Annotated in this window: 20 protein-coding genes, 1 tRNA gene, 1 pseudogene and 1 riboswitch; of the genes and pseudogenes, 9 read left to right on the top strand and 13 right to left on the bottom strand. The window is 67.3% G+C overall.

Annotated features, from left to right (window positions below):
- Positions 1-251 precede the first annotated feature (251 nt).
- Positions 252-3,164, top strand: coding sequence for a TonB-dependent receptor (locus E5554_RS10755; RefSeq protein ID WP_247594424.1), 2,913 nt, complete (start codon positions 252-254; stop codon positions 3,162-3,164).
- 171 nt (positions 3,165-3,335) lie between these two features.
- Entirely contained in the window at positions 3,336-5,606 is a 2,271-nt protein-coding gene (locus tag E5554_RS10750; protein ID WP_136186755.1) for an arylsulfatase, read from the top strand.
- A gap of 60 nt (positions 5,607-5,666) precedes the next feature.
- Here the strand turns inward: E5554_RS10750 and E5554_RS10745 are convergent, their stop codons facing one another.
- The 6 genes from E5554_RS10745 to cbiE form a co-directional block, all read right to left on the bottom strand.
- Positions 5,667-6,317, bottom strand: a complete 651-nt coding sequence (locus tag E5554_RS10745) for a TetR/AcrR family transcriptional regulator (protein WP_247594423.1) — start codon at positions 6,315-6,317, stop codon at positions 5,667-5,669.
- 182 nt (positions 6,318-6,499) lie between these two features.
- A complete protein-coding gene (gene cobF / locus E5554_RS10740; protein ID WP_136188311.1) occupies positions 6,500-7,252 on the bottom strand; it encodes a precorrin-6A synthase (deacetylating) in 753 nt (250 codons plus the stop codon).
- A complete protein-coding gene (locus E5554_RS10735) occupies positions 7,252-8,556 on the bottom strand; it encodes a cobyrinate a,c-diamide synthase (RefSeq protein WP_136186753.1) in 1,305 nt (434 codons plus the stop codon). Before E5554_RS10735 ends, cobF begins: the two co-directional genes overlap by 1 nt.
- Positions 8,553-9,338, bottom strand: coding sequence for a precorrin-4 C(11)-methyltransferase (gene cobM / locus E5554_RS10730; RefSeq protein WP_136186752.1), 786 nt, complete (start codon positions 9,336-9,338; stop codon positions 8,553-8,555). Before cobM ends, E5554_RS10735 begins: the two co-directional genes overlap by 4 nt.
- A complete protein-coding gene (locus E5554_RS10725) occupies positions 9,335-9,697 on the bottom strand; it encodes a cobalamin biosynthesis protein (RefSeq protein WP_136186751.1) in 363 nt (120 codons plus the stop codon). The genes cobM and E5554_RS10725 overlap by 4 nt, the downstream gene beginning before the upstream one ends.
- Positions 9,694-10,902 (bottom strand): precorrin-6y C5,15-methyltransferase (decarboxylating) subunit CbiE, encoded by a 1,209-nt coding sequence (cbiE, locus tag E5554_RS10720; RefSeq protein ID WP_136186750.1) that lies wholly within the window; start codon positions 10,900-10,902, stop codon positions 9,694-9,696. Before cbiE ends, E5554_RS10725 begins: the two co-directional genes overlap by 4 nt.
- Here cbiE and E5554_RS10715 point away from each other — a divergent pair.
- Complete coding sequence (locus tag E5554_RS10715) at positions 10,901-11,665, top strand: cobalt-precorrin-6A reductase (RefSeq protein ID WP_136188310.1); 765 nt, start codon at positions 10,901-10,903, stop codon at positions 11,663-11,665. The genes cbiE and E5554_RS10715 overlap by 2 nt on opposite strands.
- Here the strand turns inward: E5554_RS10715 and cobJ are convergent.
- The 5 genes from cobJ to E5554_RS10690 form a co-directional block, all read right to left on the bottom strand.
- Positions 11,626-12,408: a precorrin-3B C(17)-methyltransferase gene (cobJ, locus tag E5554_RS10710; RefSeq protein ID WP_136186749.1), complete on the bottom strand. Its 783-nt coding sequence runs from the start codon at positions 12,406-12,408 to the stop codon at positions 11,626-11,628. The two genes, E5554_RS10715 and cobJ, sit on opposite strands and share 40 nt — an antisense overlap.
- On the bottom strand, positions 12,405-13,127 hold the full coding sequence (gene cobI, locus E5554_RS10705; protein ID WP_136186748.1) for a precorrin-2 C(20)-methyltransferase: 723 nt from the start codon (positions 13,125-13,127) through the stop codon (positions 12,405-12,407). The genes cobJ and cobI overlap by 4 nt, the downstream gene beginning before the upstream one ends.
- Complete coding sequence (locus E5554_RS10700; protein ID WP_136186747.1) at positions 13,124-13,753, bottom strand: precorrin-8X methylmutase; 630 nt, start codon at positions 13,751-13,753, stop codon at positions 13,124-13,126. Before E5554_RS10700 ends, cobI begins: the two co-directional genes overlap by 4 nt.
- The gene (locus tag E5554_RS10695; protein ID WP_136188309.1) at positions 13,753-14,805 is read right to left on the bottom strand and encodes a cobalamin biosynthesis protein CobG; all 1,053 of its coding nucleotides are present in this window, start codon (positions 14,803-14,805) and stop codon (positions 13,753-13,755) included. Before E5554_RS10695 ends, E5554_RS10700 begins: the two co-directional genes overlap by 1 nt.
- Positions 14,806-15,084: 279 nt before the next feature.
- Positions 15,085-15,297: riboswitch (cobalamin riboswitch) on the bottom strand.
- A 177-nt stretch (positions 15,298-15,474) separates the two neighbouring features.
- Positions 15,475-15,549: transfer RNA gene (locus E5554_RS10690), tRNA-Gln, on the bottom strand.
- Between the two features lie 162 nt (positions 15,550-15,711).
- On the opposite strand from E5554_RS10690, the gene E5554_RS10685 reads away from it, so the two are divergent.
- From E5554_RS10685 to E5554_RS10675, 3 genes are all read left to right on the top strand, one after another.
- Positions 15,712-16,221: a MarR family transcriptional regulator gene (locus tag E5554_RS10685; RefSeq protein WP_136186746.1), complete on the top strand. Its 510-nt coding sequence runs from the start codon at positions 15,712-15,714 to the stop codon at positions 16,219-16,221.
- A gap of 169 nt (positions 16,222-16,390) precedes the next feature.
- Complete coding sequence (locus tag E5554_RS10680) at positions 16,391-16,714, top strand: hypothetical protein (protein WP_010338154.1); 324 nt, start codon at positions 16,391-16,393, stop codon at positions 16,712-16,714.
- A gap of 267 nt (positions 16,715-16,981) precedes the next feature.
- Positions 16,982-17,392, top strand: a complete 411-nt coding sequence (locus E5554_RS10675; RefSeq protein WP_125987625.1) for a hypothetical protein — start codon at positions 16,982-16,984, stop codon at positions 17,390-17,392.
- A 212-nt stretch (positions 17,393-17,604) separates the two neighbouring features.
- Here E5554_RS10675 and E5554_RS10670 read toward each other — a convergent pair whose 3' ends face one another.
- On the bottom strand, positions 17,605-18,171 hold the full coding sequence (locus E5554_RS10670; RefSeq protein WP_247594422.1) for an XRE family transcriptional regulator: 567 nt from the start codon (positions 18,169-18,171) through the stop codon (positions 17,605-17,607).
- A 27-nt stretch (positions 18,172-18,198) separates the two neighbouring features.
- Between E5554_RS10670 and E5554_RS10665 the strand changes: the two genes are divergently transcribed.
- Positions 18,199-19,101: a DMT family transporter gene (locus tag E5554_RS10665; protein WP_010336335.1), complete on the top strand. Its 903-nt coding sequence runs from the start codon at positions 18,199-18,201 to the stop codon at positions 19,099-19,101.
- Between the two features lie 24 nt (positions 19,102-19,125).
- Here the strand turns inward: E5554_RS10665 and E5554_RS10660 are convergent, their stop codons facing one another.
- Positions 19,126-19,884 (bottom strand): enoyl-CoA hydratase, encoded by a 759-nt coding sequence (locus tag E5554_RS10660; RefSeq protein ID WP_010336334.1) that lies wholly within the window; start codon positions 19,882-19,884, stop codon positions 19,126-19,128.
- A gap of 98 nt (positions 19,885-19,982) precedes the next feature.
- Here E5554_RS10660 and E5554_RS10655 point away from each other — a divergent pair.
- Together E5554_RS10655 and E5554_RS10650 are read left to right on the top strand one after the other, a co-directional pair.
- Positions 19,983-20,976 (top strand): annotated as a pseudogene (locus E5554_RS10655) (bile acid:sodium symporter family protein).
- The gene (locus tag E5554_RS10650; protein WP_010336332.1) at positions 20,973-21,488 is read left to right on the top strand and encodes a phosphoribosyltransferase family protein; all 516 of its coding nucleotides are present in this window, start codon (positions 20,973-20,975) and stop codon (positions 21,486-21,488) included. The pseudogene E5554_RS10655 and the gene E5554_RS10650 overlap by 4 nt, the downstream one beginning before the upstream one ends.
- The last annotated feature ends 71 nt before the right edge of the window (positions 21,489-21,559 follow it).

Raw genomic sequence — 21,559 nt, 5'->3', positions numbered from 1 at the left:
GCGCGAATGGATGCGGCTGTGCTGCATCACGCAGGCACAAAGCCGCTCCCCTTTTACCCCTCTTCGCCCATCAAAGCCTCGTCGTCGCAACCCCGCGTTGCGGCTCAGTGATGCGCACGCCCCCTGCCCAGACCGCTCGCCATCCGAAAATATGACCCTCCACGCATATTTGCGTTGACTTCAATCAACTGCGTTAATATCAGAATTGCACAACCGTATAAAAATAAACCGAGAGGATGGGGAGAAGTGCAATGCGAGGACGAGCGTCTTCATTATTCCTGACGGGTACCGCCCTGTTCACGATGGTGAGCGCGGCCGCCGCACAGGAGGCCACGCCGCCGACGGACGCCCAGAGCGGACAGGCATCAGCCCAGGATATCGTCGTCACCGGAACCCGCATCGTGCGCGACGGCTATACCGCGCCGACGCCGGTGACCGTCGCATCGACCGAAGAGCTGGTGAAGGCGACCCCATCCAACATTCCCGACGCGCTCAACAAGCTGCCGCAGTTCCAGAACTCGTCCAGCCCGTCGCGCAGCTCGATGAATTTCGCCAACACCGCGGCGCACGGCAATGTACTGAACCTGCGTGGCGTCGGGCCGTTGCGCACGCTGATCCTGTTCGATGGTCAGCGGGTGGCGCCGACCACCTATCTCGGTACGGTCGACGTCAATGTCATCCCCAACCTGCTGATCCAGCGGGTGGACGTGGTGACCGGCGGCGCTTCGGCGGCCTATGGCTCCGACGCGGTCTCGGGCGTCGTCAATTTCGTGCTCGACAAGAAATTTACCGGCCTGACCGGCGTCGCCCAGGGCTCGACGTCGCAGCGTGGCGACAATCAGGGCTATCGCTTCGGTATCGCCGGCGGTTTCGACTTCGGTGGCGATCGCGGCCATTTGTTGCTGAGCGCCGAGACTTTCAAGAATAACGGCATGCTGCGCAGCGACCGCAAGCTGGGGCGCGGCGCCTACAGCTATGTCGGCAGCACGGTCGGCTGCACCAATCCCAATGCTGCGGCCGATCCCACCGCCTGTTCGCCCGGCGGCACGCTCAATCCCTATATGATCGCGTCCGGCGTGACGCTCAGCGCCGCATCGGAATATGGCAAGATCACGTCGGGGCCGTTCACCAATTACCGGTTCGACGCCAATGGCGCGCTGGTGCCGTTCAGCAACGGCACGGCAACCGGATCGCCGGGCTATTTTGTCGGGGGAGACGGTTATGCGATCTCGCCTGACACGCAGGCGGTCGCCCCGCTGCACACCTATCAGGCCTTTGGCCGGGCGAGCTGGGACTTCACGCCGGACGTGACCGGCTATGTCCAGGGCAGCTTCTCGCGCAGCGACCTGTCCTACACCTCGCTGGCCAACAGCCTGGTGCCGCCAACCGCCGCCACGCTCTACAGCGGCAATCCCTATCTGCCGGCCGAACTTCAGGCCGCCTTCACCCCGACCAGCCAGTCGATCACGCTCGCCCGCTATGGCGCCAATTCACCCCGGCCCCACACGACGGAACGCACCGATTACTGGATGGTCAATGCCGGGTTCGAAGGGACGCTGGCGGACAAATGGAAATGGAATGTCGCCTTCAACCATGGCGACTCCAATTTCTCGGTCGCACAGGAAGGCGTCTGGGATTGGCAGCATTTCTATGCCGCGACCGATGCCGTGCGCAATGGCAGCGGCCAGACCGTCTGCCGGGCCAGCCTGAGCGCCGATCCGACGATCGCGGCCCGCTACGCCAATTGCCAGCCCTTCAATCTGCTGGCCACCGGCGACGCCTATGCCAGTCAGCCTGGCTATGACTATGTCGTGGGTACGTCGCGTTACCGCGCCCGCATCTGGCAGAACGCCATGTCGGCCAGCATCCAGGGCGCCCTGTTCGACCTGCCCGCCGGTCCGGTCGACGTCGCGCTGGGTGCGGAATATCGCCGCCAGAGCCTGCGCCTGACCAGCAATGCCAACCCCGCCGATCTCGACACGACGGCGGAACGCAGCGCCTATTTCGCCGGCCTGCGCGGCGTGCCTTCGTCGGTTTATCATTATTGGCTGACCAATGTCGGCGAGGCGTCGGGCGACCTGAGCGTCAAGGAGGTGTTCGGCGAACTGGCGGTGCCGCTGCTCAAGGACCAGCCCTTTGCGCAGGAACTGAGCCTGAACGCGGCCGGCCGCTATACCGATTACAGCACGTCGGGATCAGTCAAGACCTGGAAGCTGGGCGCCACCTGGAAGCCGATCAGCGACCTGCTGCTGCGCGGGTCGGTCTCGCGCGATATCCGCGCGCCCAATCTGTTCGAGCTGTTTGCCGGCGACCAGAGCGCGATCAGCCTGCTGGTCGATCCGGTCAGCGGCATCACCGCCAATGTGCCGCAGGTGACGGGCGGCAACCCCGATCTGCAACCGGAAAAGGCCGATACGCTGACCTTCGGCGCGGTCATCACGCCGTCCTTCCTGCCGGGGCTCAGCCTGTCGGTCGATTATTACCGGATCAAGATCAAGGATGCGATCGGCACGTTGAGCCTGACCCAGATCGTCAACAATTGCAGCCAGAGCGGCGGCACCGCGCCCGAATGTGCGCTCGTCACCCGCGACACGCCGACATCCTTCCCCAGCCAGATCCGGGTGGCGCCCGCCAATATCGCCTATCTGGAAACCAGCGGGATAGATTTCGACGCGTCCTACCGGACCGAACTGGCCGGCGGCAATCTGGGCCTGCGCCTCTATGCCAGCTATCTCGACACCTATCAGACCCAGCAGTCGTCGACCGCGCCGGTGCTGGAATATGCCGGGATCAGCACGATCAGCAGCACACCGGAGGGCCGCCCGCGCTGGCGTGGCACGCTTAGCGTCAATTATGAGATTGGCCGGGTCGGCGTCTTCCTCAACCAGCAGTTGATCGGCAAGGTGAAACTGGGCATTCCCGGCGGCCTGGAAAACGGCCTTGGCCAGACGATCGGGGCGGTCGGCTATACCGACATGACGCTCAGCTACCGCCTGCCGGTGGCCAATGGCCATGTCGAATTCTTCGGCACCGTCAACAATCTGTTCGACAAGGATCCGCCGTTGATCCCCGGCACCATTCCGGGCGTCAACATCGCCACCAATTTCGCGCTTTACGACACGGTAGGCCGCGCCTTCACGGGCGGCATCCGCTTCAAGTTCTGAAAGCCGGACGGCGGCCTGGTGCCGCCGTATCTCTCTCCCTGGGCGCCGGCTGCCAATGCAACCGGCGTCTCTTTTTTGTCCAAGGAGGTCGCCTTGCCAAATGCTTCGCCCCATCCCGTCCATCGCCCGTCCAGCAGGGTCTTGAGCGCGACATCCTCCCTCGCGCTGCTCATGGCGCTCTCAGCGCCTGCCGTCGCCCAGACCTCCGATGCTTCGGCCGCGAAAATCTACGGCCGCACGCCGGCGGAATCCTCGCCGCCCAGTTGGCCTCAGCCGGTCCACGCCGCCAAGGGGGCTCCCAATATCCTGATCGTCATGACCGACGATGTCGGCTTTGGCGCCAGCAGCACCTTTGGCGGCCCGATCCCGACGCCGACCTTCGATGCGCTCGGGCAGGCCGGGCTGCGCTATAACCAGTTCAACACCACCGCCATCTGTTCGCCGACCCGCGCCTCGCTGCTGACCGGGCGCGATCCGCAGGCGGTCGGCATGGGCTATGTCGCCAACTGGGCGACCGGCTATGATGGCTATAACAGCGTCATCCCCAAAAGCGCCGGCACCATGGCCCAGATCCTGAAGGAAAATGGCTATAATACAGCGATGATCGGCAAGGGGCATGTCACCCCGGAATGGGAAATGAGCCGCGCCGGACCATTCGATCGCTGGCCCACGGGCCTGGGTTTCGAATATTTCTACGGCTTCCTGGGCGCCGACAGCAGCATGGCCGAACCCAATCTGGTCGAAAATACCGCCCATGTGCAGGCGCCAGCCGATCCCGCCTATCATCTGGAACATGACCTGGCCGATCATGCGATCCGCTGGATCGACGAGCAGCATGCGGCCGCCCCGGACAAGCCCTTTCTCCTCTATTATGCGACCGGCACCGCCCATGCCCCCAACCAGCCGCCCGCGGATTGGCTGGCGCGCTTTCGTGGCAAATTCGATGCCGGCTGGGACGCGATGCGGGCGGAAACGGTCGCCCGGCAGAAGCGGCTGGGCGTGATCCCGCAGGGGGCGGACGATGCCCCCCGGCCCGACACATTGCCGCGCTGGGACAGCCTGACCGCCGATCAGAAGCGCCTCTATGCCCGCTATATGGAGGCTTATGCCGCGTCGCTCGCCTATGCCGACGCGCAGATCGGCCGCGTCATCCAGCGGCTGCGCGACAATGGCGAGATCGACAACACGCTGATCATCTATATCCAGGGTGACAATGGCGCGAGCGCGGAAGGCAGTTTCGACGGCAAGCTGTTCGAGCAGTCGGCGCTGAGCGGGGTGAAGGAAAATCCCGATTATGCCCTTGCCCATATCGACGATATCGGCACGCGCAACGCCTATAATCTGATCCCCGGCGGATGGGGCTGGGCGCTCAACGCTCCCTTCCCCTGGGCCAAGCGCTATGGCTCTCATTTCGGCGGCACACGCAACGGCATGGTCATGTCCTGGCCGCGCCATATCCAGGATCCGGGCGGGCTGCGCAGCCAGTTCCACCATGTCAGCGACATCATGCCGACCGTGCTGGAGGCCGCCGGGGTCAAGGCGCCCGAGATACTGGACGGCGTACCGCAAAAGCCCATCACCGGGATCAGCATGGGTTACAGCTTCGCCGCCAAGGACGCCCCCTCGCACCGCACGACCCAGGTGTTCGCGATGGCGCAGAATCTGAGCGTCTACAAGGATGGCTGGGTGGCCGCGACCGCGCCGATGGTGACGCCGTGGGAACGCACGCCGCCGCCGCCCGTGCCGATCGACCAGCGCGTCTGGCAGCTATATGATACCCGCTCGGACTTCAGCGAAGCGCATGACCTGGCCGCTGCCCAGCCGCAAAAGCTCGCCGCGCTCAAGGATCTGTTCTGGGCTGAAGCGGCGACCGCCGGCATCCTGCCGATCCATGGCAGCGAAGGCGGGCAGAAGGGCCGACCCGACCATAATGCCCGGCGCACCCACTTCACCTATCATGGCCCGATCGGCCCTATTCCGGAAAGCGCGGCGCCGGGCCTGGTCGGCCATTCCTTCACCATCCGCGCGCAAGTGAACGTGCCGGCCGATGGCGGCCGGGGCGTCATCGCCGTGCATGGCGGCCGCTTCGGTGGCTATAGCCTGTTCCTCGACAAGGGGCGGCCCAGCTTCACCTATAATCTGACCCCGGCCCATATGAGCCGGATTGCCGGCACCGCGCCCCTGACGGCGGGGCAGCACGATATCGGCCTGCGCTTTGTCATGGACCGGGAAGCGCCGACTAGCGGCGCCACCGCCACGCTGCTGGTGGATGGAAAGGAGGTCGCGCGCGGCCGGATCGACCGCACCTTCGCGCTCGTGGTGTCGCATACCGAGGATTTCGAGGTCGGCCAGGACAGTATCAGCCCGGTCGATCCTGCCTATGATGTGGTCAGCAGCCGCTTCACCGGGACGATCGAGCAGGTGGATATCAGCCTGCCCTAGGGGCCCTTTGCTTTCCGCATTTTGCGAGCCGTCAGCTGTGCCAGCTGACTTCAAAATGCTCTAGCAATAGCGCGCCAGCCAGGCCTCCACCGACACCGGCAGTTCGGCTTCGCCCGGCGGGGCCAGCAGGCTGGCGCGTGCGCTCATCATCACGTCGCGGACATGCGCCTCCAGCGGCACGGTGCGATCCTCGGGCGGCATATGGTCCCAGCGGACCAGCAGGCTCTGCAGCATCATGTTGCACAGCAGGATGCGGTTGCGCGCGACGTCGGGATGCACCCCCTCCATCAGCGCGCGCAGATGGCCGATCACCCGGAACAGGTTCTGCGCCCTGCCTTCAACCGCCGCAAACAGGCTGGAGGTCAGCGACCAATATTGGGTCGCGAAATGCAGCAGGAAATGGGCATAGGGATGGGCGCCTGCTTCATCCTTCAGGTCGAGCTGCGGCAACAGCAATATGCCCAGCAATGCCATCGGATCGCGCAGATGGCCGTTCGCTTCCGCCTGTGCCAGCATCCGGCCGCGCACCGGATCCATCTGCTCCACACGGGCGCCGAAGACGGCGGCGAGCAGCCCGTCCTTCGATCCGAAATAATAGGTGACGGCATTGGTGTCGCCACAGCGGGCGGCCGTGGCAATCTCGCGCATCGACACGGCATCGATGCCGCGCGCCGCGAACAATGTTTCGGCGGCACGGACGAGCCGCACCATCGGCGGCTCTGCATGTCGCACCCGCTTCCTGGTGGCGCTCAACTCTGGCAAGGCAATCATCTCCCGGCAATTGCGGGGCAAATTATTGCCGGATGGCGCTGAAAACCAGCCCCTTTCGACAAGCGGGGAGCGCGGAATTTAGCAGCACCGGCCCGCTTTCGCGCATCGCGCCGCCGCCAGGATCACGCCCCCCTGCGCATCAGATAGATGTCCATGATCCAGCCATGCCGGGCCCGTTCCTGCGCGCGGAGCCCCGCGATCCTGTCCCGCACGACCGCCAGCGGCCCTTCGATCAGGAGTTGATGCGCCATGCCGAGATAGGCCCCCCACCAGATATGGATGCCGGCGGGATCGAGCGCGTCGAAGGCACAGCCCTGATCCAGCATCACGGCGACGCTGTCGCCGTCCGCCGGCCAGCCATCGTCGCGCAGCCGGCGCCCGGTCGTGATGACGACCGGCGCGCCCAGCCGATTGAGCGGGATGGCATGAGCCGCAGTCAGCGCCTGCAGGCTGGTGATGCCCGGCACGACGCTTACCCGGATCGCCAGCCCCCTCTGCGCCAGCCGGTCGGCGATCCGCAGGCTGCTGTCATAAAGGGAGGGGTCGCCCCAGACCAGCAGGGCAAGGCGGCCGCCATCGGGCAGGTGGCGCGCGATCTGTCCGGCCCAGGCCCGGGTGATGGCATCGTGCCAGTCATGGACGCCGCCCATATAGTCGCCCCGCGCATCGCGCACGGGCAGGTCGAACTCCACCACGCGCACCGCCCGCGTCAGCACGGCCGCACAGATGGTGCGGCGCAGGTCGACAAGGTCGGACTTGGCGCTGCCCTTGCGCGGCAGGAGGATGAGGTCGGCGCTGTTCATCGCCCGTACCGCCTGGGCCGTCAGATGATCCGGATTGCCGGTGCCGATACCGATGAGGTGCAGGTCGATCATCATGCGCTCGCAATCATGTGGAAGAAGGAACCGCTGGCCCAGCCGCGCCGCGAGCCGGTTTCCGCGACCGCAGCACCGTCGGCATCGGTCACCCGCATCAGGGACGCGTCATCTTGGCCCAGGATGGTCGAATAATGGAACTCATGGCCGCGCAGCATGGTGCCGGCGCGCAGCCCCGCGACAGGCGCCAGCAGCTCCGCCCGCCGATAGCCCAGATGCAGGCGGCGATCCGCATGGCTAGTGACAAGGCCGAGCAGCCCGGCCATGCGATGGGCGGTGCCGTCCCGGTCGATCAGCGCATCCCCCAGCACCATATAGCCGCCGCATTCGCCATGGACCGGCCGATCCTCGGCATGGCGGCGCAGACCCGTCAGGAAGTGCTGCGCGCCGGCGATGGTCCCGGCGTGGAGTTCGGGATAGCCGCCGGGCAGCCAGATCAGGTCGGCATCCTCCGCTGGCGCCTCATCGGCCAGCGGGGAGAAGGGCATGATCTGCGCCCCGGCCTGTCGCCAGCCCTCCAGAAGATGCGGGTAGAGGAAGGAGAAAGCCACGTCCTGCGCCACCGCGATCCGTTGCGCCGGGGGATCGGGCAGACGCCCGCGGGCCGTGACGCCGTCCGAGCGGGCCGCGTCCCGAACCGCGGCGAGATCGACCCGCTCCCGCATGAGTGCGCCATGGCGCTCCAGCGCCTGATCGAGCCCCTGCTGCTCGCCGGCCTGCACCAGCCCCAGATGCCGTTCGGGCAGGCTGAGGTCGGCGTGCCGGGGCAAGGCACCGAACACAGTGATACCCGCCGCCGCCAGCCCTGCCCGCGCCAGCCGTTCATGGCGCGGGCTCGCCACGCGATTGAGGATGACGCCCGCAATCGTCACATCGGGATCGAAGCGCGCAAAGCCGAGCGCCGTCGCCGCACAGGATTGCGCCTGTCCGGATATGTCGAGCACCAGCAGCACCGGCCAGCCCATGCGGTGCGCCACGTCGGCGGCGGTGCCATGGCCGGCCGCGCCCCGACCTGCCACCCCGTCGAACAGGCCCATCGCCCCTTCGGCCACGATCATGTCGGCATCGCCGGCCTCGGCCGCCACCCGGTCCAGCAGCGCGCCGTCCATCGCCCAGCTGTCGAGGTTGAAGGACGGCCGGCCACAGGCAACGCGATGGAAGGCCGGGTCGATATAGTCCGGCCCGCATTTGAACGGCTGCACCATCACGCCCGCGTCGCGCAGCGCGCGGAGCAGGCCGAGCGTGACGGTCGTCTTGCCGGTGCCCGATGCGGGCGCCGAAACGAGCAGGCCCGGCACCGTCACTCGGACGACCCGGCGTAGCGCGATCCGGCATGCTGGGGCCGGAAACGCCGGTCATAGCCCTGCGCGTAGAGGCTGCTTTCGGCAAAATCCGCCGCGTCCAGCGCCGGGCCGACCAGGATGATGGCGGTGCGCTCCATGCTGCCCGCGACCGCCGCCTCGATCGACGAGAGGGTCGCCCGCACGATCCGCTGGTCGAGCCAGCTTGCCCGCCACACGACCGCGACCGGGCAGGATTCCCCATAGGCAGGGGTGAGATCCGCCACCACCTGCGCCAGATTGTGGATCGACAGATGGATGGCCAGGGTCGCGCCCGTCACCGCGAAATTGGTCAGGCTCTCGGCCGGGGGCATGGTGCTGGCCCGCCCCGGCGTGCGCGTCAGGACGAGCGACTGGGCCAGTTCAGGCAGCGTCAGCTCCACCTCCAGCGCCGCGGCCGCCGCAGCGAAGGCGGGCACGCCGGGGGTCACGGTGAAGGGGATGTCCAGCGCCCGGAGGCGGCGGATCTGCTCGCCCATGGCCGACCAGACCGACAGGTCGCCGGAATGGAGCCGCGCCACATCCTGCCCGGCGGCGTGGGCGGCGGCGATCTCCGCCATGATGGCGTCCAGGTCCATGGGCGCGGTATTGACGATGCGCGCGCCGGGCGGGCAATGGCCCAGCACCTCCGCCGGGACCAGCGATCCGGCATAGAGGCATATCGGGCTGGCCGCGATCAGATCGCGGCCGCGCAGGGTCAGAAGGTCGGGCGCGCCAGGGCCGGCGCCGATGAAATGGACGGTCATGATGATGCTCCTTGAGCGATGGCGCAGGTCGCCATGCGATCGGGGGAAAGGCTGCGGGCGGCGCGCAGGCGGGCGCCTTCCCCCGCGCCGGCCAGGGCACAGGCCTCGGCGACGCTGCCGGTGCCACGCGCGGCCAGCGAGGCCGGCGAGCGGCTGATGGTGGGCCAGGATGCGAGGCGATCGGCCGCAATGGGGATGAGCGGCAGGGCCAGTTGCGCGGCCAGTTCCGCCAGTCCCCCGGCCTTGTCCGCCAGCGTGGCGAGATGGGTGACGTCCCGTCCGCCGCCGGCCGCCGCCAGCGCCGCCCGCAGGGACGCGGTGGTCGCGCCGGCACGGAAGCCGAAGCCCGCGACGATCATAGCGTGACGCTCCACTGCACCACCGGATAGCGCGACCGCCAGCCATGGCGATTGCCGAGCGGTGCGGCGTCGGCCAGTTCGATGCGCAGCAGGCTGCCGCCCCACCGCCCGTGCCAGAGCGCCAGCAGCGCCTCCGACTCCAATGTCACCGCATTGGCGACCAGCCGCGTGCCGGGTGGCAGCAGCGCCTCCAGCCGTTCCAGCAGCGCCTGCGACAAACCGCCACCGATGAAGACCGCCTGCGGCATCGGACCATCAGGCAGCACGTCCGGCGCGCGACCGATCATCAGCTCCAGCCGATCCACGCCCAGCGCACGGGCATTGGCGCGGGCGCGATCCGCACGGGCCGGATCGGCCTCCACCGCGCAGGCGCGATTGGCCGGATGAGCCAGCAGCCATTCGATCGCGATCGATCCCGACCCGGCGCCAATGTCCCACAGATAGTCCCCCGGCCGGGGCGCCAGCGCCGACAGGGTCAGGGCGCGCACCGGCGCCTTGGTGATCTGTCCGTCATGCTCGAACAGCGCGTCGGGACGACCGCTGGCGACGGTCAGGACGGGGCCGTCACCGGCAACCTCCAGCCCGACCGCCACGGGATGGGCGATGTCGGCCGGTATCGTCGCCCCCGCCTTGATCGACCGGATCCGTTCGCGCGGGCCGCCGAGGCTTTCCAGCACATGCAGGCGCGACGCGCCAAATCCCCTGGCCGACAACCAAGCGCCAAGCCCCGCCACCGCCGCCCCGTCGCGCAGCAGCACCAGCGCCCGCGCGCCCGGCGCGAGGTGCGGACGCAACCGATCCAGCGGCGCGGCATGCAGGCCAAGGCACGCGACATCCTGTATCGCCCAGCCCAGCCGCGCCGCCGCCAGCCCGAAGGTGGAGGGCGCGGGATGCGCGCACCATTCATGTGCCGCCAGATGGCGCGCGATGCTGCTCCCCGCGCCGAACCAGAAGGGGTCGCCCGACGCCAGCACCACCACCGGCCGCCCACGATGCGCCAGCAGCCGCGCAATCCCGTCCGCGAAGGGCACTGGCCATTCGACCATCAGCGCGCTAATCCCGCCCAGCAGCGCGAGGTGCCGGGCCGGCCCCATGACCAGGTCCGCCGCCGCCAGTGCCGCGCGGCTTGCCGCAGACAGGCCGTCCATCCCGTCCTCGCTGATGCCGACGATCGTCAACCAGGGGGGAGAATTCATGTCATCCATGCCCAACATCCTGCTGCTGGGCGGCACGACGGAGGCAAGCGCGCTGGCGGCCTTGCTGGCGGCGCGCGGCATCCGTGCGACCTTCAGCTATGCCGGACGCACGGCCAGCCCGCGGGCACAACCCCTGCCCGTGCGGGTCGGCGGCTTTGGCGGGGTGGCGGGACTGGTCGCGCATCTGCGCACGGAAGGCATCACCCATCTGGTCGACGCCACCCATCCCTTTGCAGCGACGATGAGCGCCCATGCGGTGGCGGCCGCGCATGGGGCGGGGATCGCCCATGCCGCGCTGACCCGTGTCCCCTGGACGCCCGTCGCCGGCGATCGCTGGCACGCGGTGCCGGACATGGCAGCGGCGGTGGCGGCGCTCGACGGGCCGCCTCAGCGGATCATGCTGGCCCTGGGGCGCATGCATGTGGAGGACTTCGCCGCCCAGCCCCAGCATCATTATCTGCTGCGCTTCGTAGATGTGCCGGACGCAGTGCCGCCCCTGCCCGATCATGCCCTGATCGTGGATCGCGGCCCGTTCACGGTGGCGGACGACACAAGCCTGCTGCGCGATCATCGCATCGACCTGATCGTCGCCAAGAATGCCGGTGGCACGGGCGCAGCCGCCAAGCTGGACGCCGCGCGCGCGCTGGGCCTGCGCGTGCTGATGATCGACCGGCCGCCGCTGCCCGAGCGGCAGGAGTTCCATCGGCCCGAGGATGTGCTCGACTGGATCGCTCATCCCGCCGCCTCGTCGGGGATGCCGCGCGGCGTATAGAGGATCGGCCCGCGCGCCCGCTCGATGATGCGGGTCCGGCTCGACCCGACGATCACCATGGTGCGCATGTCCGCCATGTCCGCCCGCGCCTGCCCCAGCGGCACGATATGCAATGTCTCCTGCGCGGTGGTCACGGCGCGGGCGAAGAGGATCGGGCGTGCATCGCCACAAAGTTCCCGCAACAGCGCCAGCGTGCGCACGAACCCTTCCGGCCGGGACGCCGAGCGAGGATTGTAGAAGGCCATGGCGAAATCCGCCTCCGCCGCCAGTCGCAGCCGCTTTTCGATCAGGGACCAGGGCTTGAGATTGTCCGACAGGTTGATCGCACAGAAATCATGGCCGAGCGGCGCGCCCGCACGCGCAGCAGCAGCCAGCATCGCGGTGATGCCGGGCAGCACGCGAATGTCGATGTCGCGCCAGGGAGCGGGGCCGGCCTCCAGCGCCTCGAACAGCGCGGATGCCATGGCAAAGACGCCCGGATCGCCCGAGGAGACGACGACGACCCGACGACCCTGCGCCGCCAGGTCCAGCGCATGGGCCGCCCGATCCAGTTCCACCCGATTGTCCGAAGGATGCAACATCAGCCCCGCACGCGGCGCGACCCGCGCGACATAGGGGATATAGCCCACCACGTCAGTCGCGGCAGCCAGCGCGGCGTCGACCTCCGGCGTCACCAGCGCTTCGTCCCCTGGCCCAAGCCCCGCGATCGCGATCCAGCCCCCCTCTCCCGCCGCAAGACTCATGGCCGACGCCCCTGACCGTGGATCAGCAGGATCGAGAAATAGGGCGTGACCCTGTCGACATCGGCCAGCCGGGTCACGCGCTGTTCCGGCATGGCGGCATGTTCGACCAGCCATGCTTGATCGCTGCGCCCGGCCGCCGCCACCGCGCGGCGCAGCTTGGCGAGGTGGCGGCCGATCTTCATCACCACCAGCGCGTCGGTATCGCGGATGCGGCGGACCAGTTCCTCTTCCGGCAGGGTTGCCATCGCCACGGTCAGCACATCGTCACCCCAGGTGATCGGCAGGCCGGTCGCATTCCACGCCCCCGACATGCCCATGATGCCGGGGACCACTTCGACCGGGACCAGCCCCGACAGCCGACTGTGCAAATGCATGAAGGAGCCGTAGAAAAAGGGATCGCCCTCGCACAAGACGACCACATCCTCGCCCGCCTCCGCGATCGCCAGCAGCCGGCCAGTGCAGTCGGCATAGAAGGCGGCTAAACAATCATTGTAGCGCGGATCGGTGAGCGGAATTTCGGTCGTCACCGGATATTCCATCGCCAGTTCGATCGCATCGTCCCGCAACATGCCCTGCGCGATGCGGCGCGCCTGCCCCGGCCGGCCAGCCTTGCGGAAATAGGCGACATGCCGCCCGCTCCGCACCAGCCGGTCGGCGCGCACGCTCAGCAAGTCCTGCGCGCCGGGGCCGAGGCCCACGCCATAGACGGTGCCGCTCATTCCGCGCGGCTCGCCAGCGCATTGATCGCCGCGACCGTAATCGCGCTGCCGCCCAACCGCCCGTCGACGACGCAGCAGGGCACGGGCTGCGCCGCCCATAAAGCGGCCTTGGATTCCGCCGCGCCGACGAAGCCGACCGGGCAGCCGATGATCGCTGCGGGACGCGGACAGGCCGGATCTTCCAGCATGTCGAGCAGGTGGAACAGCGCCGTGGGCGCATTGCCGATGGCAACCAGTGCCCCGGCAAGATGCGGCCGCCACAATTCCAGCGCGGCGGCGGATCGGGTATTGCCCATCGCCCGCGCCATGTCCGGCACGGCGGTGTCGTGCAGGGTGCAGAGCACGGCATTGTCGGCGGGCAGGCGCGCGCGCGTGACCCCTTCCGACACCATGCGCGCATCGCACAGCACCGGCGCCCCTGCGATCAGGGCCTGCCGCGCCGCCGCTGCAAAGCCCGGCGAAAAGCGGATATGGCCCGCAAGGTCCACCATGCCCGCGGCATGGATCATGCGCACTGCGACCGGTTCCTCCTCGGCAGCAAAGCGCCCGAGGTCGGCTTCGGCGCGGATGGTGGCGAAGGACTGGCGATAGATCGCCGCGCCGTCCCTCTCATAATCATGGGGCATCAACAGGCTCCGAAATGGGCAAGAAGGTCGGTGGCGGTGAGGTCAGGACGGACGGGCGCCGATCCTGCGCAGGCATGGAAGGCCAGGTCGTAGCGCCCGTCCCGCCCCGTCAGCACGATGTCGGCCGGAATCGAACTGGCGCAGCCCTTGGCGCAGCCGGAGACATGAAGGCGGCCCGCCACATGGGGTGCCAGTTGGCGGGCGAGGTCGCGGGTCGCCACGCTCGCCTGCGGGCAGGCAGGCGCGCCGGGGCAGGCCTCCACATGGATCAGCGGGTCGGCCGCGTCGGCGCACAGGCCTGGCAGTTGTCCTTCGGCCAGCAGCATGCGCCATGGGGTTAGCCGCATGGCCGGCGCGTCGAGAAGATGCCGCGCGTCGATCCGGCCGAAGGGAAGACCATAGGCCATGCCGCCATCCCATGCGCCGGGGACCAGTCGCGGGCGCGGCGACGCGGCCTCTGCCCTGCCCGTTGCCCAATCCGGCAGGGGCGCATCATGCCGGGCCATGCGCCCCGCGCGCGCGCCATCGCTCTCCACGAACCATCGGGCGAGTGCGAGCAGCGCATCCACTTCGCCGCCGCTATCCACCGGCACGCCTTGTGCCCGCCCCTCCGCACGTAAGATCAGGCCGCCATCGCGCGCCCGTTCGATGCGAAAATCCCCCGCTTCGCCGGGCAGGAGCGGCGCGGCGCCGGCATCGATCACGAAGCCCATCTTGCCCGGCAAGTCCGGCAATTCGTCCAGGCGATCAAGCAACTGGCTGGCGATGCGATGGCTGTCGTCGCCCGCCCGCCAGTCTGGCGCGACCATCATCATGCGCGCGCCCTCGCGCCGAGCATCGTGGTCGACCAGGCCAAGGTCGAGCAGCCGGTCGAGCAAGGGGCGCCAACTATCGTCGCGCACGCCGCGGATCTGGAGGTTAGCGCGCCGGGTCATGTCGATCAGGCCGTTGCCATGGGCGATCGCCGCTTCGCCCAGCGCCGCCAGGTCGTCGGCCGAAAGACGGCCGAGGCGCGGCTTCACGCGCACGATCAGCCCGTCGCCCGCCGCCATCGGGCGCCAGGCGTCGGGACACCAGCCCCGAACGGCCGGCCCGTGGGCTACCGCATGGTTCGCGGTCGCCCTATCCCTGCCCGCGCCGGTCTGGCTCACAGGCACATCCTCCGCGCGCCGGGACGCAACCAGGCGGGGCTTGCCGGCATCGCCGGTCGGCGCGAGGCGGCAGGCAGGCGCGACAGGCGCCCGACACCACGCGGCCGTGCAGCCCCAGCCACACGCTTCGCCGCCCAGACGGAAGAGAGACCGTGCCATGACCAATCCCTGGGTCAGGACAAGAGCGACCGAAACGCCGGCAGGTCTCCTGGCTCGCGGGTCGTTGCGGGATGCACGCCTTCCCGGACGCTCTGTCCAGTGGCTGCCCTCATGGGCTCGTGCATCGCGCTATCCGCTTACAGTTGCAGGGACAGCCACGGAATAAGGGGCCAGGCCCCCGCACCGCATTCCCGATTAAGTTCCTTGCGGAACACCGGCGTCAGTTATGCAATGCGCCAGTATGAACCGGCGCATCGATGATGCCCTAATCGAAACATCGGGCTTCGCCAAGACATGGAATGGGTATCGGCAGTCCCGCTGCCGGCTCGACGCCCAAGGCATACCGACGGAAGATGCCGAAACGGAAACCGGAAGCAAGGAAAGCGACGCGGCGTCGGATACCGAAAATTATGGCTGGGGCGGCAGGATTCGAACCTGCGCATGGCGGCATCAAAAGCCGCTGCCTTACCGCTTGGCGACGCCCCAGCAATGCGCCGATCCAAGTCAGCGCGGGACCGCCATATAGCGGCTGATGCACGAAAGAAAAGCCCTCCTGACGATGGACTTCGCCTTTCCCTTTCCTTCCCGCCCAACCCATCTTAGGGATCAACGCCACGCCCCCTCCCCTCCAGCCGGAAACCCGCACCGATGTCCGTCCAAACCCCCTCGCCCAGCCAGATCGCACCGGCCTCGCCGCTGTTCCTGCGCGAGGACGAAATCCGGCGCGGCATCGAGATGCTCTATTTCGGCTATTCCGCGCTCACCCGCTCGATCGACGAGGGGCTGGCGGCGCAGGGCCTGGGCCGCGCCCATCACCGCGCCCTTTATTTCATCTCGCGCCAGCCTGACCTGACGGTGAAGGATCTGTTGCGCCTGCTGGCGATCACCAAGCAATCGCTCGGCCGGGTGCTCAATGACCTGATCGAGCGCGGCTATATCGAGACCCGGCCCGGCAGCAGCGACCGGCGGCAGAAACTGCTGCGCCTCAGCGCCGCCGGCCGCGCACTGGAGGCCGAGCTTTTCCGCGCGCTGCGCGAGAAGATGGCGGCCGCCTATGCCCAGGCCGGACAGGGTTCCGTCACCGGTTTCTGGCGGGTGATGGAGGGTCTGATCCCCGATGCCGACCGGTCGATGGTGTTCGGCCTCAGCGGCGGCTGATCGCGAAACCACGCAACCTTATGGCCGCTGCCGCGCTTTTAGGAGCGTCGTGCGGAAAAGTGGGAACCGGTTTTCCGCTTGAAACGATGCGACAACAAGAGATTAGGCAGCGCCGCGTCAGATATGATGCGGCGCTGCCCAAGCCTTGCCAACGCAATGAGGAGACATCATGCGCGCACCCCTTCTGGCCATCACGGCCCTGTCCGCCCTGGGACTGAGCCTGTCCGCCTGTTCGGAAAAGGCATCGGACAATCTGGAAAATGCCGGCTCCGCGATCGGCAATGACGTCAGCAACGCCGTCGACGATGCCGGCGCCAAGATCGACAACGGCCTCGACCGCGCGGGCGCCGCGATCGACAATGGCGCGGACCGGATCGGCGCCGCGACCGACCGGGCGGCCGACGACGCCAAGCGCGAGGGCAAGGAAGCCAAGCAGGATGTCGGCGCCTCGCTGGAGCAGGCCGGCAAGGACCTGCGCAACGACAGCCATTGAGACGTGCCGGGCCTCCCCATGGGGAGGCCCGGCCTCGGGCCGCGAGGCTATATCCGGGCGGCCTGGACGCGACTGGAAGTGGCTATTTCCCTCTTCGTCATCCCGGCCCCTTCGACAGGCTCAGGACAGGCTTGATCCGGGATCGCTTCAGCGCTCCCCATCCGCCGTAGCCCAGAATGGGTTCTGACTTTCGTCAGGGTGACGGATGTGGAAATTGTCGGAATTCGACCACTTGCGGCCGCAAACGGAACGCCATAGATTTATCGAATGCGGACATTCCTAGCGATTGCAACACTCTTGCTTCTGCCGGCATGTGATGCTTGGCCGACCATTGTAGATAATCACGCTTCAAGGCCCATCTCTGTTCAATATCTTCATCAGGACTATGATTATTGGTCCGCGCCATTTCCCATCAGGGCTGGTCGAGCAATGCCGTTTGCTCAAGCGCACTGGATTCAGGAAATTAAGGGCATCAAAATTAAGGATGGCAGGCTCAATTATAGCTGGTCCAAAGTGGAAATTGATCGCCTCGCACTCGCATGTCCCAGTAGCGAAATAGCCAGAAGAGTGTCTTTCGCCGGTAATTGCTATCTGATCTATCTCGGAGACGGACGCTTAAAGGCGATGACAGCCCTGCCGGATGGCATAAAATATGAAGGGATCGGGAACGACAGCTAAGCGCGTTCCTCGAAAGATAGCCGACTGTCCCCTTCCCACCCAACTCCGTCACCCCAGCGAAGGCTGGGGTATCAGGCGGCAGCAGAAAGAGGCCAGCCGTCTAGCGCTATCCGTTTATGCCGCGTGCGCCGGCCTGAGATGCCAGCCTTCGCTGGCATGACGGGACAAGGGCCAGTCCGCACCCCGCCCCTCCCGGCATTCGTCCGCGCTGCCTAGAACACCACGTTGCGCACGAAGCGCAGCAGGTCCGTTCCGCGATTGACGAAGACATAGGGGCGGTCGCTGCTGAAGATGAGGAAGTCGCCCGCCGCGATCGTGCGCGTGCCGGCATCCATCTCGACCGTCAGCACCCCTTCCACCACATAGAGCATCTCGTGCCAGTTGGCGGCGTCCGCCTCGGCCGGGTAGCGGTCGCCCGGCGCCAGCGACCAGGTCCATAGCTCCGCCTCGCGCGCGGCCGGCACGGTGCCGAGCAGGGTCGCGCGGCTATGCGCATCCTCGCCCTGCCAGGCGAGGGTATCGATCCGGCTATTATCCGGCATGTCGGGCGCGCGCACGACGTGCGAGAAGCTGACGTCCAGCGCCTGCGCCAGCCGGTCGAGCGTCGACAGGCTGACATTGGCCTCGCCGCTCTCGATCCCCACCAGCATGCGTCGGCTGACCCCGGCCGCGCTGGCCAGCGCATCCTGGCTCAGCCCCTTGGCGGCGCGCAGGCGGCGGATATTGCCCGCGACATGGGAAAGAACGTCCGGGCGCGGGACTTCGACTTGACTGTGCAATATATTGCTCATAACGCGATGTGCATTATGTTGCACAATGCCGCCCTCGACAAGAGCCCTGCGCCCCGGCTGATGATCGGCCGTCCCGAACTCGCGCTGATCGGGATCACCGTGCTGTGGGGCGCGACATTCCTGATCGTGCATCATGCCATGCAGCAGAGCGGGCCGCTCTTCTTCGTGGGGATGCGCTTCGGCACGGCGGCGCTGCTCGCGCTGCCGCTCGCCTGGCCGGTGTTGCGCGGCCTGACGGCGCGCGAACTGCTGGCCGGGTCGATGATCGGCCTTGGCATCTTCTGCGGCTACACGCTCCAGACCTGGGCGCTGCAGACCATATCCAGCAGCACATCCGCCTTCATCACCGCCGCCTATGTGCCGCTGGTGCCGATCCTCCAATGGGCGATATTGCGGCGGCGGCCGCGCTGGACCAGCTGGGTCGGCGTCGCGCTGGCCTTTGCCGGCCTGATCCTGATCGCCGCCCCGCGCGAAGGGCTGTCGCTGGGCAAGGGCGAGGCGCTGACGCTCATCAGCACGCTGGCGATCGCGCTGGAAATCATCTTCATCAGCCTGTGGGCCGGCAAGGTCGACATTGCCCGCGTCACGCTGGTGCAACTGGCGGTCACGTCGCTGCTCGCCTTCGGCCTGATGGCGCCGATGGGTGAGGCGATCCCGCCCTTTTCCTGGACGGTGATCCTGTCGGCCTGTGGCCTGGGCGCTATGACGGCGCTGATCCAGTTCGTGATGAACTGGGCGCAGCGCACCGTATCGCCGACCCGCGCGACCCTCATCTATGCCGGCGAGCCAGTCTGGGCCGGGATATTGGGCCGGATCGCGGGCGACCGCCAGCCCGCCACGGCGCTGGCCGGCGCGCTGCTGATCATCGCCGCCGTGATCGTGAGCGAACTGAAGTTCGAGCGCCGGGGCAAGGACTGATCCCTTCCCCCGGCCACGCTTCGATCAGGCCCGCTTGAAGACCGGCGCGCGCTTTTCGAAGAAGGCCATGAACGCCTCCTGCGCTTCGGGCGAGGCCAGCGCTTCGCGGAACAGGCGCGCCTCCTCCGCGATCCGGGCCTGCAAGGCGGCGGGATCGCCCTTCATCAGCCGGCGCGTCGCCATCAGCGCCTGGGGCGGCTTGGCCATCAGCGCCGCCGCCTTGGCGCGGGCATGGTCGAGCAGCGCGTCCCCTGTCACGATCGCCGTCACGAAACCGGCGCGATCCGCCCCTTCCGCATCCATCGGCTCGCCCAGCATCAGCATCGCCGCCGCCCTGGCATGCCCCATGATCGCGGGCGCGAGCAGGCTGGAGCCGGCCTCCGGCACGATGCCCAGATTGACGAAGGGCATGACGAAGCGCGCGTCGGGCGCGGCATAGACCAGGTCGCAATGGAACAGCATCGTCGTGCCAACGCCCACGGCCAGCCCCTGCACCGCCGCGACGATCGGCTTGTCGAAGGCGGCAATCGCGCTGATGAAATCGAAGGCGGCGGCCCCGCCCTCCGGACCGGCCATGAAGTCCTTGAGGTCATTACCGGCGCAAAAGGCGTCGCCCCGCCCCGCGAACAGCACCACGCCAATCTCCGGCCGGCTCGACGCATCGGCCAGCGCGGCGATCATCGCACGATACATCGGCCCGGTCAGTGCATTCTTCTTGTCGGGCCGGTCGATATGGATTTCGAGCACGCCGTTCGTCTCGATGATGGCGATATGGTCGCTCACGCAAATTCTCTCCCGATACTCTGTGCCAAGGCTGTTGGCCCAGAGGATGGGGCGGCGTCTATCCTTTTCCAAGCCCCTTCCCTATGCCCGGAAACATGATGACTCGCCTGCGCCTGATCCTCGATCCCTTCCTCGTCCTGCTGCTCTGCACCGTTGCCCTAGCGTCGGTCCTGCCCGCCCGCGGCCAGGGCGCCCATGTCGCATCCATCGTTGCGGATGCCGGCATCGTGCTGCTTTTTTTTCCTGCATGGGGCAAAATTGTCGCGCGAGGCGATCTGGGGCGGTGCCAAGGCGTGGCAACTCCATCTCGCGACTCTGGGCACGACGTTCCTCTTCTTCCCGCTGGTCGGCATCCTGCTGCAACAGATCGGCGCGATCCCGGAGAATATGCGCGCGGGCCTGCTGTTCCTGGCGCTGCTGCCATCGACGGTGCAAAGCTCGATCGCCTTCACCGCGATCGCGCGCGGCAATGTCGCCGCCGCCGTGGTCAGCGCGTCCTTCTCCAACCTGCTCGGCATCGTGCTGACGCCGCTGCTGGTGGCATTGCTGATGCAGCGGGGCGGCAGCAACCTCATCTCCCTTTCCTCGGTCGAGGGGATCATGCTGCAATTGCTGCTGCCCTTCGTGCTGGGCCATCTTGCCCGCCCCTGGATCGGCGGCTTCGTGTCGCGGCACAAGACGCTGGTCGGCCGGGTCGATCGCACCTCGATCCTGCTGGTGGTCTATTCCGCCTTCAGCGCGGCGGTGGTCGAAGGGCTATGGCACCGGGTCTCGCGCGCGGAACTGGCGCTGCTCGCGCTGCTCTGTATCGCCATGCTGGTGATCGTGCTGCTCTTCACCTGGGGGCTTGGCCGGCTGCTCGGCTTTTCCCGCGAAGATGCGATCGTGCTGCAATTTTGCGGCTCGAAGAAGAGCCTTGCCTCGGGCGTGCCGATCGCCGGCGTCCTCTTCCCCGCAGCGGCCGTCGGGCCGATCATCCTGCCGGTCATGCTGTTCCACCAGATTCAGCTGATGGCTTGTGCCCTGCTGGCACGGCGCTATGGGGCGCAGGCGGCCGATAGGGCCGATTCGCAGATGGCAACCATATCATGACCCAACCGATCCTGACCGACATTCCGATGGAGAGCTTCCTCTCCCACATCGACGCCGTGGCCGGCGCGATCGCCAAATCGGACTGGCGGCCCGACTATATTGTCGGCGTCGGGCGCGGCGGGCTGGTGCCGGCCACCTATCTGTCCCACGCCATCAGCCAGCCGATGCTGTCGGTCGACCTGTCGGCCCAGGTCGTGGGCTTTTGCGACGAACTGCTCGACAAGCTGGTGGCGATGGCGCTCGAAGGATCGCGCCTGCTGTTCGTCGACGACATCAATGACAGCGGCCGCACGATCAACCAGTTGCGCGCGGCGCTGGCCGGCGCGCCGGCCGATCATCTGCGCTTTGCCGTGCTGATCGACAATGTCAGCTCGGCCGCCAAGGTCGAATATCGCGCGACCACGATCGACCGCATCGTCACCAAGGACTGGTTCGTCTTCCCCTGGGAAGCGGTCGCCAGCCGCGCGTCGATCCTGTCCGACTGGGGCGAAGTGCCCGAACGGACCAGCTGAGAATAGCTGTCACAAAAATATAATGGAAATTCCCCGCCCGCTCGTTATACGAGCGTACAACTGCAATGGGG

The organism is Sphingobium sp. PAMC28499 (assembly GCF_004795815.1).
Classification (GTDB): Bacteria; Pseudomonadota; Alphaproteobacteria; order Sphingomonadales; family Sphingomonadaceae; genus Sphingobium; species Sphingobium yanoikuyae.
Note: the sequence above shows the minus strand (reverse complement) of the source record. Positions and strands in the feature narration are given on the sequence as shown.